The organism is Streptomyces sp. NPDC001027, from assembly GCF_040299045.1.
Lineage (GTDB): Bacteria > Actinomycetota > Actinomycetes > Streptomycetales > Streptomycetaceae > Streptomyces.
On the sequence record NZ_JBEPBI010000218.1, the window covers coordinates 1 to 13,045 of the forward strand.

Below are 13,045 nucleotides of genomic sequence, written 5' to 3' on the forward strand. Positions count from 1 at the left end.
GCTGTACCCCTCCGACAGCGCGCCACGGCCCTGGCAGGCCCTGCCATCCGGAGGGCCTGACCCACTGTGACCTGTGACGCGTGCCGGAGGCGAGAAACCTTTAGCCTCGTCACCCTGATAGGGGAAAGTCGCCGGAATCCCGTCAGAGGTGACCGACGCCCGCGCCGGCCTCCGCGTTCTCGCCGCGCTTGGTGAGCAGCGCGACGAAGACGGCGACGACCGCCACCCCGGCCGCGACCAGCGAGGCCAGGCTCATACCGGAGATGAACGTGTCGTGGGCGACGTCCGCGATCTTCGCGGCGACCGCCTCGGGGGTGCCCTTGGCGACCGGCGGCACGCCCACCTGGACCGCCTCGGAGGCCTGGTCGAGCTGAGCGGGGGTGAGCTCGGGCAGGCCCGCGGCCTTCCAGTTGGCCGGCAGGTCGCCGTCCACCTTGGAGGCCATCACGGCGCCCAGCACGGCCGTGCCGAGGCTGCCGCCGATCTGCATGGCGGCCTGCTGGAGACCGCCCGCCACGCCCGACAGCTCCATCGGGGCGTTGCCGACGATGACCTCGGTCGCGCCGACCATCACGGGGGCGAGGCCGAAGCCCAGCAGCGCGAACCACACGGACATGACGCCGCTGCCGGTGTCCGTCTCCAGCGTGGACATGCCGTACATGGCGATCGCGGTGGCCGCCATGCCGCCGGCCAGCGGGATGCGCGGGCCGAGCTTGGTGATCAGCACGCCCGCCACCGGTGAGCCGACGATCATCATGCCGGTCAGCGGAAGCAGGTGCAGGCCCGCGTCGATGGGGCTCATGCCGTGCACGTTCTGCAGGTAGAACGTCACGAAGAACAGGCCGCCCATGAAGGCGATCGCCATCAGCACCATGAGGACCACGCCCGCCGACAGCGGGACCGACCGGAACAGCGCCAGCGGGATCAGCGGCTCTCGCACCTTCGACTCCCACACGGCGAAAGCCACGAAGAGCACCACCGAGCCGAGGACGAACGCCCACGTCCTTCCGTCGCCCCAGCCCCAGGCCGGAGCCTTGATCAGGGCCCAGACCAGGCAGAACATCGCGCCGGAGAGCAGGGCGATGCCGGGCACGTCGAAGGAGCGCGGCGCGTTCTCCGCGCGGTGGTCGAGCAGGATCAGCGCGCCCAGCGCCAGGGCGAGGGCGCCGACCGGCACGTTGATGAAGAACACCGACTGCCAGTTGACGTGTTCGACGAGGACGCCGCCGAGGATGGGACCGCCGGCGGTGGAGGCGCCGATGACCATGCCCCACAGGCCGATGGCCATGTTGAGCTTCTCCGCAGGGAAGGTCGCCCGCAGCAGACCGAGCGCGGCCGGCATGAGCAGCGCGCCGAACAGGCCCTGGAGCGCCCGGAAGGCGACGACCGCGCCGATGCTGCCCGACAGGCCGATCGCGCCGGAGGCGGCGGCGAAGCCGACGACGCCTATCAGGAACGTCTGACGGTGGCCGAAGCGGTCGCCGAGCTTGCCCGCGGTGATCAGGGAGACCGCGAGGGCGAGGAAGTAGGCGTTGGTGATCCACTGCACCTCGGCGAAGGTGGCGCCGAGGTCACTGGCGATGGCCGGGTTGGCGATGGCCACGATGGTGCCGTCGAGGGCCACCATCATGACGCCGACGGCGACGGTGATGAGAGTGAGCCACGGGTGGCCGCGCAGCCCCTTGGCGGGCGGTCCGTCCGAGCGGTCCGCCGGCGCCTTGCCCCCCGGACCCGTCGAGTCGATGGTGGTCTGACTAGTCATGCGTTCGAGGCTAGTGACAGCCACTGACAATTGACAATCGAGTTCACGAGGCGGTAACTGACACCCATGCCGACGACACTGCGCGAACGCAAGAAACAGCGCACCCGGGACGCGCTGCTGCGGGCCGCCGTCGAACTGTTCACCTCCCAGGGGTACGACGGGACGACCGTCGACCAGATCGCCGACGCGGTCGACGTCTCGCAGCGCACCTTCTTCCGCTACTTCGCCGGCAAGGAGGAGGCCGCGCTCGCCCTGGTGGAGATGACGGTGGACCGGTTCGTGGAGGCGGTGCGCGAACGCCCCCCGCACGAGCCGCCGTTGGAGGCGCTGCGGCAGGCCGTGCTGGACGGCTGGGACTCGATCAACGAGGTCGTGCAGTCGGTCGCGCCGGTGGAGCAGTACCTGCGCATGTACCGGGTGATCGAGTCGACGCCGGTGCTGCTCGCCGCACATCTGCGGCGGTCGACGGAGGTCGAGGAGGACCTCGCCGGGGTGATCGCCGAACGCGAGGGGCTCGACGTGGACGCCGATCCCCGGCCCCGGCTGGCGGTGGCCGTCTTCAGCGGCGTGATGCGGGTGACGGAGCGACAGTGGTCCACCGGCGACGACTTCAGCCTGGAGGGGATCCGCGCGCTGACGGCGGCGTACCTTGACGGGGTGGGGCCCGCGCTGCTGGGAGACTGGCGCACGGCCTGACGGTCCGGCGCAAGGCCTGAGAGTCTGTATGACCATTCCCACGCCGAACGAAACGTGATCCCCATCACTTGGGTCACTCGAGACCGTCTCGTTCTCCTAGTGTGTCCTTTCAGTGACTTCCTTCGACACCTCCCCGCAACTCGGCGTCTGGCGCACCCTCGCCACCCTGGCCGTGGTGTTCGTGATGCTGGCGACCACCGGTTGGACCGCCGTCCGCCAACAACGGGACGACAGCGCCCTGCAGACCTCGCGCACCGCCTGGGAGCACGGCCGGCTCGCCGGCCGCGCGCTGCCGGACCTCGATTCCGGCTCCGCGCGGCTCGCCCGGTTCTTCGCCTCGCTCAACGCGGCGCAGCACACCGCGCTCGTGCAGGACTACGCGCTCGCCGTCGGCAACATGAACGGCGCCCCCGCCGGGCTGCGTTACCGCGCCAACCGCGTCGCCCTGCTGCGGCAGGCGGCGATCGAGCGGATCCGGATGCACGACAGCCGACTCTCGCCCGCCGGGCAGCAGTTGGCCGAGCGCCGTATGCACCGCTACGAGGCGCTGAGCTCCACCCGCCGGCAGATCCTCGCCTTCGACCCGGAGGGCTCGGGCCGGGCCGCCGAGGTGTTCGGCCGCCTCGACCAGGCGGACCGGATCTCGGTCGTCGTGCCCGGCGTCGACACCGACCTGCTCACCTTCCAGCGCACCAACCGCAAGTACTCGGCGCCGGTCGGCATGGCCCAGGCGCTGTACGCGGCCGAGCGTGAGGCGAGCCCGTCGACGCGTACGGCCGTGATCGCCTGGGCCGACTACACCTCCCCCGACGGGCTGGGCATCGACTCGGCCACCGCGATGCGCGCGGTGAACGGCGCGGTGCGACTGAACGCCCTCGTCGGCGCGCTGCCCGGCGACGCGCCCGTGGCGATGTTCTGCCACAGCTACGGCTCCGTGGTCTGCGGGGTCGCCGCGCACTCGATGCCCGAGCGGGTCGCCGACATCGCGGTGGCGGGCAGTCCCGGGATGCGCGTGGAGAACGCCGCGGAGCTGGGCACCGACGCCCGGGTGTGGGCGATGCGGGACGCCGACGACTGGATCCAGGACGTGCCGCACCTGGAGGTCGGCGGCCTCGGGCACGGCGAGGACCCGATGGCGCGGGAGTTCGGCGCGCGGGTGCTGTCGGCACGGGAGGCCAAGGGTCACGGCGGCTACTTCGAACCGGGCACCGACAGCCTGCGCAACTTCGCCGAGATCGGCATCGGCGCGTACGGCTCGGTGGAGTGCGCCCACGACGATGTCGCCTGCACGACGGGTTTGTCCGACACGACGAAGGCCGGACGCGCGTAGAGACGCAGGAATTGCGGTGCGCGCGGGGAGGGGACGAAGAATGGGTGTCCCGCATACGATGAGCCGCATGGGTGACGTACTGGCCGGATTTCATGCCGCCTGGGAGTTCGATTCCGACTCCGTCCTCATCCGTCACGAACGGGGGCTGCGCACCCCCAAGCTGCTGTCGGCGCTGGGCGAGCGCCGCATCCCGGTGGCGGCCATCGCCCAGGTGACGCTGACCCCGGGACGGCGCGGGACGGTCGTGCTGCGCGCCGAGCCGCGGCCCGGCGCCGATCCGCTGATGGAGGCGGCCGCGGGGCAGCTGAAGGAGGGGTGCGATCCGTACCGGCTGGTGCTGCCCGCCGAACGGGAGACGCTCGCCGAGTACTACGCCGACGAGCTCCGGGCGCGGCTGACCGGGTCCGGTCCCGCGGACCGCTTCCTGGTGGACGCCCCCGAGGGGCCGCTGTCGTTCAAGGCGTACGACGGCAAGGCCTCGTTCGACGGGCGCACGGTGCGCTTCCGGTGGTTCTGGACGGGCGCGTCGTCGGCGAAGTGGAAGGCAGGCGACCAGAGTTTCGCCGTGTCCGAGCTGACCGGGGTGGAGTGGCGCTCGCCGGAGCTGTTCGAGGGGCATCTGCGGCTGCTGCGGGGCGAGCCGACCGCGACACCGGCCGACCAGGACCCGGCGACGGTCGTCTTCGGTCTCGGCTACGGACCGGTCCACGAGTCGCTGCCGTTCGCGGCGGCGGTCCTGGCGGCCGTGCGCAACCGGAGGCCCGCGGCCATGGTGCCGGCCTCGGCCCCCCGTCGCGATCCCTCCGACATCGCCGAACGCATCCGCCACCTCGGGGAGTTGCACCGGGCCGGACTGATCACCGACGAGGAGTTCTCCGTGAAGAAGGCGGAGCTGCTGTCGGAGCTGTGATCACTCGCGGCCGGCGGAGGCGAACGACATGTCCGCGTAGCGGTCGCCGGCGACCTTGCCCGCGATCGGCTCCAGCAGCGCCAGCTCCTGCCGCGTCAGCTCGACGGCCGTCGCCGCCGCGTTCTCCTCGACCCGGCCCGGACTGCGGGTGCCCGGGATGGGGACGACGGGCAGGCCGTGCACCCGGGACTGCTGCTGGACCCAGCCCAGGGCGATCTGGGCCGGTGTCGCAGCGTGGGCCTCGGCCACCGCGCGGATCGGCTCCAGGAGCGCGGCGTTGGCCGCCGCGTTGGCGCCGTGGTAGCGGGGCTGTCCGCGGCGGAAGTCGCCTTCGGTCAGGTCCGTCGCGGCGTCGGCGAAGGAGCCCGTGAGGAATCCCCGGCCGAGCGGCGAGTAGGGCACCAGCGTCACGCCCAGCTCGCGGGCCGCCGGGACGACCTGCGCTTCGATGTCGCGGCTGAACAGCGACCACTCCGACTGGACGGCGGCGATGGGGTGCACGCCGTGCGCGGCCCGCAGCTCGCCGGCGGTCACCTCGCTGAGGCCGAGCTGCTTCACCTTGCCCTCGCGCACCAGCTCGGCCATCACGCCGACGGTGTCCTCGATCGGCACGCCCACATCGCGCCGGTGCATGTAGTAGAGGTCGATGACGTCGACGTCCAGACGCCGCAGGCTCGCCTCGACGGCCTCGCGGATGTAGGGCGCGTCGTTGCGGATGACGCGCCGGGTCGGGTCGTCCGGCGGGATCGACAGGGCGAACTTCGTCGCGATCACGACCTCGTCGCGGTGCGCCTTGAAGAAGGGGGAGAGGAACCGCTCGTTCTCGCCCGCGCCGTAGGCGTCCGCCGTGTCGTAGAGCGTGACGCCGAGTTCGAGGGCGCGCTCCAGGGCGGCCCGGGACGCGTCGGCGTCGGCGGGGCCGTAGGCGAAGCTCATCCCCATGCAGCCGAGTCCCTGGACGCCGACCTCGGGTCCGTGCTCGCCGAGCGGCGCCGTCGGTATCCTGCGGCCGGTCATCGGGCGGTCCTCTCGCCTTCGGGGACGCGGGTGGCGTCCGCGTAGAACATGATCTTCCGGTCGAGCACGGCCAGCGTGTCCTGGAGTTCGGCGATCCGCGCCCGGACGTCCCGCCGGGTCGCCTCGAGCAGCTCGTGGCGCTCGCCGAACGTGCTCTCGCCCTCGCGCACCAGCTCGGCGTACCGCACCATGTCGGCGACCGGCATGCCGGTCAGCCGCAGCTTGCCGACGAGGTCCAGCCAGTCCAGGTCGCGGTTGCTGTAGCGACGCTGGCCGGTGTGCGAGCGGTCGATGTGCGACATCAGCCCGATCCGCTCGTACCAGCGCAGGGTGTGGGCCGTGAGTCCGGTGAAGGCGACGACCTCGCTGATCGTGTAGCTGTCCTGTCCGTCGGGGCGCGGGTGCCGCGGGGGTGGCGCGGAGCAGACGTCTGCGGGGCTCGGGGTTTGCTCGATGGTCACGGGCGTGGTCTGCAACACCGTCATGGCTCCCACGCTATGGCCTTGGAGTGTGCTCCAAGCAAGCGAAACCGGTAAGAATTCCGGGCGGCGCGGCGAGATCGAGCCGGTCGGCGCCGCCCCCGCCGGCCGTGCAGACGTCCGGGCCCCGGGCCGTGCCGTCCGCCGGGACCCCCGGACCCCTTGACGGAGCTGCTGCGGTGAGACGCGCGGAGCGGACGGCATAGGCTCGTCGGCATGTCGCTGAAGAGTCTCGCGTTGATCGACAACTGGCCGGTTCCCTCCGCCTCGGCGGGCGTCGTACGGGCCGACGGCACGGTCCTCGGGACCCACGGCCCGGTCGACCGGCGCTTCCCGCTGGCCTCGGTCACCAAGCCGCTCGCCGCGTACGCCGCGCTCGTCGCGTACGAGGAGGGCGCGGTGGAGCTGGACGAGCCCGCGGGGCCGGCCGGTTCCACGGTGCGTCATCTGCTCGCGCACACCTCCGGGCTGGCCTTCGACGAGCACCGCACGACCGCGGCCCCGGGTGAGCGGCGGCTGTACTCCAACGCCGGTTTCGAGCAGCTCGGCGACCACATCGCGAAGGCGGCGGACATCCCGTTCGCGGAGTATCTGCGGCAGGCGGTGCTGGAGCCGCTGGGGATGACGCAGACCTCTCTGGAGGGCTCGCCGGCCAAGGACGGCGTGTCCACCGTCACGGACCTGCTGCGGTTCGCGGCCGAGCTGCAGGCGCCGCGGCTGCTGGATCCGCGGACGGTGGCGGCGGCGACGAGCGTGCAGTACCCGGGGACGAAGGGCGTCCTGCCGGGCTACGGGCACCACAACCCCAACGACTGGGGGCTCGGCTTCGAGATCCGCGACTCCAAGTCGCCGCACTGGACGGGGAGTTCGTCGTCGCCGCGCACGTTCGGGCACTTCGGCCAGTCCGGCACGTTCCTGTGGGTGGACCCCGGGGCGGGCGTCGCGGCCGTCGCGCTCACCGACCGCGCCTTCGGGCCCTGGGCCGTCGAGGCCTGGCCGCCGTTCACGGACGCGGTGCTGGCCGAGGCGCGGTAGCCGGGGCCGGGCGGGCCATCTCCCAGATCAGCAGCTCGGCGCCGCTCAGCCCCACCGCCTCGAGGTCCTCGGCGTCCGTGACGCGGGCCGCGTCGCCCGGGCCCAGCTTCTCGCCGTCCAGCCGCACCTCGCCGCGCACGACGTGCACGTACACGTACTCCCCGTCCGGGACCGCCGTCCGCTCCCCCGCGCCGAGACGCCGCACGTGCAGCATCGCGCCGGCCTCGGGGACGGCGTACGGGGTGGAGTCGGCGATGCCGCGGACGATCTCGTAGGACGGGTCGCCGCCGGCGTCCAGCGGGGCCAGCCACATCTGCACGAAGGCCAGCGGGACGTCGGCGTCGTTGCGCTCCACGTGCCGTACGCCGGCCGCGGAGCTGAGCCGCTGCACGTCGCCGGGGCGCACCCGTGTCTCGTGTCCGGCCGAGTCGCGGTGGGTCAGCTCCCCCTCGATCACCCAGGTCACGATCTCGGTGTGGCTGTGGGGGTGCTCGTCGAACCCGGCGCCGGGCGCGAGGCGTTCCTCGTTGCAGGCGATCAGCGCGCCGAAGCGGAGGTTGTCGGGGTCGTAGTGGGGGCCGAAGGAGAAGGCGTGCCGGGTGTCGATCCCGGCCGCCCGGTCCCCGCCCCGAAAGCGCTCGTCGGCGCGCCGTACGTCCATCACGCGACCACGGTAGACCCGCCGCCGGGCGAGCGGGGCCGGCCGCGACGGGGCGCGCTGGGGGAAAGGCCTGCGGGCGGCCCGGGAGGGGGGCCGTCCGGCCGCGACGGGACGTCCCCACCTGCGACCCGGCGACACACGCCGCCGCCGCGATGAGGCAGTCTTGTCCCGTGCCCGAACCCGAAACCAGTCATCCCGAACCCGCGGCGCACGCCGTCCACTCCCACCCCGCGACGCTGAAGCGGCTGGTGAAGTCCTCCGGGAGCCTCGCCGCCCAGGCCATCGCGAGGATGGACGAGACACTGCCGTGGTACCGGGCGATGCCGCCGGAGAACCGTTCCTGGATCGGGCTGGTCGCCCAGGCGGGCATCGCCGCCTTCACCGAGTGGTTCCGGCATCCGGACGCCCCGCAGGCCATCTCCACGGATGTGTTCGGCACGGCGCCGCGCGAGCTGACCCGGGCCATCACGCTGCGGCAGACGGTGGAGATGGTGCGCACCACCATCGAGGTCATGGAGTCCGCGATCGACGAGGTCGCGGCCCCCGGTGACGAGAACGTGCTGCGCGAGGCGCTGCTGGTGTACGCCCGGGAGATCGCGTTCGCCACCGCCCAGGTCTACGCCCAGGCCGCCGAGGCCCGCGGCGCCTGGGACGCCCGGCTCGAGTCGCTCGTCGTGAACGCCGTGCTGAGCGGCGAGGCCGACGAGGGGGCCGTGAGCCGGGCCGCCGCGCTCGGCTGGAACTCGCCGGAGCATGTGTGCGTCGTCCTCGGCACCGCCCCGGACGGCGACTCCGAGCTGACCGTGGAGGCGATCCGGCGGGCCTCGCGGCACTCCAAGCTCCAGGTGCTCACCGGGGTGCTCGGCGCCCGGCTGGTGGTGATCGCCGGCGGCAGCGACAACCCGCTGGCGGTCGCCAAGTCCCTGATCGGGCCGTTCGCCGCCGGCCCGGTGGTGGCCGGGCCCGTGGTGCCCGACCTGCTCGCCGCGACCCGGTCCGCACAGGCCGCCGCGGCCGGGCTCAAGGCGTGTTCCGCCTGGCAGGACGCACCCCGGCCGGTCCTGGCGGACGATCTGCTTCCGGAGCGCGCGATCGCCGGCGATCCCGGCGCGCGTGAGCAGTTGGTGGAGGAGATCTACAGACCGCTGGAGGAGGCGGGGTCGGCGCTCCTGGAGACGCTCTCCGTCTACCTCGAACAGGCGTCCAGCCTCGAAGGGGCCGCCCGGATGCTCTTCGTGCATCCGAACACCGTGCGCTACCGGCTTCGACGTGTGACTGACGTCACCGGCTGGTCGCCTTCGGATGTACGCTCCGCGTTCACGCTCCGGATCGCACTGATCCTGGGGCGTCTGGTCGATGGAGATCCTCAGAGCTAGCTTTTTGTCGGGGGCCCACAAAACCCCCTGCCGTTCTTCGTCCCTGTCCCCACGGGCGGCTTCGGCCGTCCCCAAGAGAGAGTGTGAGAGTGCTCGTACTCGTCGCTCCCGGCCAGGGCGCCCAGACGCCCGGCTTCCTGACTCCCTGGCTCGACCTTCCCGGTGTCGAGGACCGTCTGCGTGCCCTGTCGATGGCCATCGACCTCGACCTGGTGCACTACGGCACGAACGCCGACGCGGACGAGATCCGCGACACCGCGATCGCCCAGCCGCTGCTCGTGGCGGCCGGGCTCGTCTCCGCCGCGGCGCTCGGCGACGTCACGCCCGGCGCCGTCGCGGGTCACAGCGTCGGCGAGATCACCGCGGCCGTCTTCGCGGGCGTCCTCGACGACACCGCCGCGCTGGGCCTGGTCCGCAGGCGCGGCCTGGCCATGGCCGACGCCGCCGCGATCACCGAGACCGGCATGTCCGCGCTGCTCGGCGGCGACCCCGACGTCTCCGTCGCGCACCTGGAGAAGCTGGGGCTGACCCCGGCGAACATCAACGGCGCGGGCCAGATCGTCGCCGCGGGCACGCTGGAGCAGCTCGCCGCGCTGAACGAGGACAAGCCGGAGGGCGTCCGCAAGGTCGTTCCGCTGAAGGTCGCCGGCGCGTTCCACACCCGCCACATGGCGCCGGCCGTCGAGTCCCTGGCCAAGGCCGCCGCCGAGCTCAACCCCGCCGACCCCACGGTCCGTTACGTCTCCAACAAGGACGGGCAGGCCGTGTCCGCCGGCGCCGAGATCCTGGACCGGCTGGTCGGCCAGGTCGCCAACCCGGTCCGCTGGGACCTGTGCATGGAGACCTTCAAGGAGCTCGGCGTGACCGCGATCGTCGAGGTCTCCCCCGGCGGCACGCTGGTCGGCCTCGCCAAGCGCGCCCTGCCCGGCGTGAAGACGCTGGCGCTGAAGACCCCCGACGATCTCGACGCCGCTCGCGAGCTCATCGCCGAGCACGGCGTCGCCTGAGGAGCCCTGATGGCGAAGATCAAGCCCAGCAAGGGCTCCCCGTACGCGCGCATCCTGGGCGTCGGCGGCTACCGGCCGACCCGGGTCGTGCCCAACGAGGTGATCCTGGAGACGATCGACTCCTCCGACGAATGGATCCGCTCGCGCTCCGGCATCGAGACCCGGCACTGGGCGAACGACGAGGAGACCGTCGCCGCCATGTCGGTCGAGGCGTCCGGCAAGGCCATCGCCGACGCCGGCATCACCGCCGAGCAGATCGGCGCGGTGGTCGTCTCGACCGTCTCGCACTTCAAGCAGACCCCGGCCGTGGCGACCGAGATCGCCGACAAGCTCGGCACGGCCAAGGCCGCCGCCTTCGACATCTCGGCCGGCTGCGCGGGCTTCGGCTACGGCCTGACCCTCGCCAAGGGCATGGTCGTGGAGGGCTCCGCCGAGTACGTGCTCGTCATCGGCGTGGAACGGCTGTCCGACCTGACCGACCTGGAGGACCGCGCGACGGCCTTCCTGTTCGGCGACGGCGCGGGCGCGGTCGTCGTCGGCCCCTCCCCCGAACCGGCCATCGGACCGACGGTGTGGGGCTCCGAGGGCGACAAGTCGGAGACCATCAAGCAGACGGTCCCGTGGACGGACTACCGCGACGGCCACGTCGCGAAGTTCCCCGCCATCACGCAGGAGGGCCAGGCGGTCTTCCGCTGGGCCGTGTTCGAGATGGCGAAGGTCGCCAAGGAGGCGCTGGACGCCGCCGGCATCACCGCCGACGAGCTGGACGTCTTCATCCCGCACCAGGCCAACGAGCGGATCATCGACTCGATGGTGAAGACCCTCAAACTGCCGGAGACGGTCACGGTCGCCCGTGACGTGCGCACCACCGGCAACACCTCGGCCGCCTCGATCCCGCTCGCGATGGAGCGGCTCCTGGCGACCGGTCAGGCGAAGAGCGGCGACACCGCGCTCGTCATCGGATTCGGGGCGGGTCTCGTCTACGCCGCCACTGTCGTTACCCTCCCCTAGGCACTCCGTGCCGGATCATCCGGTCCGGGACGGGAATCAGCCCATGCCACACCCTCTGGAACAGTAAAGAAGGAGCGCCACATGGCCGCCACTCAGGAAGAGATCGTCGCCGGTCTCGCCGACATCGTGAACGAGATCGCCGGCATCCCGGTTGAGGACGTCCAGCTGGACAAGTCCTTCACCGACGACCTGGACGTCGACTCGCTGTCCATGGTCGAGGTCGTCGTCGCCGCCGAAGAGCGCTTCGACGTCAAGATCCCGGACGAGGACGTCAAGAACCTCAAGACCGTCGGCGACGCGACGAGCTACATCCTCAAGCACCAGGCCTGATCTACCGATCACCTGGGCTGAACTGCCCCGCCACCCGGCGGTGGCGCCGTTCTCCCCGCTGAGGCGGGGGCAGTCCTCCTCGCAACGTTGGAGAAAGAATCCGTGAGCCCGACCAATCGCACCGTGGTCGTCACCGGTATCGGCGCAACCACACCGCTGGGTGGCGACGCAGCCTCTACCTGGGAGGGCCTCGTCGCCGGCAAGTCCGGCGTCAAGGCACTCGACCAGGAGTGGGCGGCCGAACAGGCCGTCCGGATCGCGGCCCCGGTCGCCGTGGAGCCCCTCGAGGTCATTCCGCGGCCGCAGGCCCGCAAGCTGGACCGCTCGGCGCAGTTCGCGCTGATCGCGGCCCAGGAAGCCTGGAAGGACGCCGGGTTCTCCGGCAAGGCCGGTGAGGACGGCAGCGACGGCAAGGTCGACCCCGACCGGCTCGGCGCGGTCATCGCCTCCGGCATCGGCGGCGTGACCACCCTGCTCGACCAGTACGACGTGCTGAAGGACAAGGGCGTCCGCCGCGTCTCCCCGCACACCGTGCCCATGCTGATGCCGAACAGCCCGTCCGCCAACGTGGGTCTGCTCGTCGGCGCCCGCGCCGGCGTGCACACGCCGGTCTCGGCGTGCGCTTCGGGCGCGGAGGCCATCGGCTACGCCATCGAGATGATCCGCACGGGCCGCGCCGACGTCGTCGTGGCCGGCGGCACCGAGGCGGCGATCCACCCGCTGCCCATCGCCGCGTTCGGCAACATGATGGCGATGTCCAAGAACAACGAGAACCCGCAGGCCGCCTCGCGTCCCTACGACGTCGCCCGCGACGGCTTCGTCATGGGCGAGGGCGCCGGCGTGATCGTCCTGGAGTCCGCGGAGCACGCCGCCGCGCGCGGCGCCCGGGTGTACGCCGAAGCCGTCGGCCAGGGCATCTCGGCCGACAGCCACGACATCGTGCAACCGGAGCCCGAGGGCCGCGGCATCGCACACGCCCTGCAGAACCTGCTGGACAACACCGACCTGAACCCGGCGGAGATCGTGCACGTCAACGCGCACGCCACCTCCACGCCGGCCGGTGACGTGGCCGAACTGAAGGCGCTGCGCAAGGTCTTCGGCGACGACGCGGACCACTTCGCGGTCTCCGCGACCAAGTCCATGACCGGCCACCTGCTCGGCGGCGCGGGCGGCGTCGAGTCCGTCGCCACGGTGCTCGCGCTGTACAACCGGATCGCCCCGCCCACCATCAACGTCGAGAACCTCGACCCCGAGGCCGAGGCGAACGCGGACGTCGTGCGCGGCGAGGCGCGCAAGCTGCCCGTCGAGGGCCGTATCGCCGCCCTGAACGACTCGTTCGGGTTCGGCGGGCACAACGTCGTCCTGGCGTTCCGGACGGTCTGATCCGCGCGGTGCACGTGAAGCGGCCCGGACTCCCACGGGGAGTCCGGG

General features: G+C 72.0%; 13 protein-coding genes. 9 read left to right on the top strand and 4 right to left on the bottom strand.

Annotation, left to right across the window (positions count from 1 at the left end; translation table 11 throughout):
• Positions 1 to 142: 142 nt before the first annotated feature.
• On the bottom strand, positions 143 to 1,762 hold the full coding sequence (locus ABT300_RS34735) for an MFS transporter (protein WP_351684459.1): 1,620 nt from the start codon (positions 1,760 to 1,762) through the stop codon (positions 143 to 145).
• Between the two features lie 66 nt (positions 1,763 to 1,828).
• On the opposite strand from ABT300_RS34735, the gene ABT300_RS34740 reads away from it, so the two are divergent.
• The 3 genes from ABT300_RS34740 (at position 1,829) to ABT300_RS34750 (ending at position 4,698) form a co-directional block, all read left to right on the top strand.
• Entirely contained in the window at positions 1,829 to 2,458 is a 630-nt protein-coding gene (locus ABT300_RS34740; protein WP_351684461.1) for a TetR/AcrR family transcriptional regulator, read from the top strand.
• A gap of 112 nt (positions 2,459 to 2,570) precedes the next feature.
• The gene (locus tag ABT300_RS34745; protein ID WP_351684464.1) at positions 2,571 to 3,788 is read left to right on the top strand and encodes an alpha/beta hydrolase; all 1,218 of its coding nucleotides are present in this window, start codon (positions 2,571 to 2,573) and stop codon (positions 3,786 to 3,788) included.
• A 58-nt stretch (positions 3,789 to 3,846) separates the two neighbouring features.
• Positions 3,847 to 4,698: a DUF4429 domain-containing protein gene (locus ABT300_RS34750; protein ID WP_351684485.1), complete on the top strand. Its 852-nt coding sequence runs from the start codon at positions 3,847 to 3,849 to the stop codon at positions 4,696 to 4,698.
• Here the strand turns inward: ABT300_RS34750 and ABT300_RS34755 are convergent, their stop codons facing one another.
• Positions 4,699 to 5,715, bottom strand: a complete 1,017-nt coding sequence (locus tag ABT300_RS34755) for an aldo/keto reductase (protein WP_351684467.1) — start codon at positions 5,713 to 5,715, stop codon at positions 4,699 to 4,701.
• On the bottom strand, positions 5,712 to 6,200 hold the full coding sequence (locus ABT300_RS34760; RefSeq protein WP_057583016.1) for a MerR family transcriptional regulator: 489 nt from the start codon (positions 6,198 to 6,200) through the stop codon (positions 5,712 to 5,714). The genes ABT300_RS34755 and ABT300_RS34760 overlap by 4 nt, the downstream gene beginning before the upstream one ends.
• A gap of 210 nt (positions 6,201 to 6,410) precedes the next feature.
• Here ABT300_RS34760 and ABT300_RS34765 point away from each other — a divergent pair, with 210 nt between their 5' ends.
• Positions 6,411 to 7,229, top strand: coding sequence for a serine hydrolase domain-containing protein (locus tag ABT300_RS34765; protein WP_351684471.1), 819 nt, complete (start codon positions 6,411 to 6,413; stop codon positions 7,227 to 7,229).
• Here ABT300_RS34765 and ABT300_RS34770 read toward each other — a convergent pair.
• Positions 7,198 to 7,890 carry a pirin family protein gene (locus tag ABT300_RS34770; protein ID WP_351684488.1) on the bottom strand — a complete coding sequence of 231 codons (693 nt, stop codon included), beginning with the start codon at positions 7,888 to 7,890 and terminating at the stop codon, positions 7,198 to 7,200. The genes ABT300_RS34765 and ABT300_RS34770 overlap by 32 nt on opposite strands.
• A 170-nt stretch (positions 7,891 to 8,060) precedes the next feature.
• Here ABT300_RS34770 and ABT300_RS34775 point away from each other — a divergent pair, with 170 nt between their 5' ends.
• The 5 genes from ABT300_RS34775 (at position 8,061) to ABT300_RS34795 (ending at position 12,997) form a co-directional block, all read left to right on the top strand.
• The gene (locus ABT300_RS34775) at positions 8,061 to 9,266 is read left to right on the top strand and encodes a PucR family transcriptional regulator (protein WP_351684473.1); all 1,206 of its coding nucleotides are present in this window, start codon (positions 8,061 to 8,063) and stop codon (positions 9,264 to 9,266) included.
• Between the two features lie 89 nt (positions 9,267 to 9,355).
• Complete coding sequence (locus ABT300_RS34780; RefSeq protein ID WP_351684475.1) at positions 9,356 to 10,273, top strand: ACP S-malonyltransferase; 918 nt, start codon at positions 9,356 to 9,358, stop codon at positions 10,271 to 10,273.
• 9 nt (positions 10,274 to 10,282) lie between these two features.
• On the top strand, positions 10,283 to 11,284 hold the full coding sequence (locus ABT300_RS34785; protein ID WP_351684478.1) for a ketoacyl-ACP synthase III: 1,002 nt from the start codon (positions 10,283 to 10,285) through the stop codon (positions 11,282 to 11,284).
• An 81-nt stretch (positions 11,285 to 11,365) separates the two neighbouring features.
• Positions 11,366 to 11,614: an acyl carrier protein gene (locus ABT300_RS34790; protein ID WP_057583001.1), complete on the top strand. Its 249-nt coding sequence runs from the start codon at positions 11,366 to 11,368 to the stop codon at positions 11,612 to 11,614.
• Between the two features lie 102 nt (positions 11,615 to 11,716).
• The gene (locus tag ABT300_RS34795) at positions 11,717 to 12,997 is read left to right on the top strand and encodes a beta-ketoacyl-[acyl-carrier-protein] synthase family protein (RefSeq protein ID WP_351684482.1); all 1,281 of its coding nucleotides are present in this window, start codon (positions 11,717 to 11,719) and stop codon (positions 12,995 to 12,997) included.
• The last annotated feature ends 48 nt before the right edge of the window (positions 12,998 to 13,045 follow it).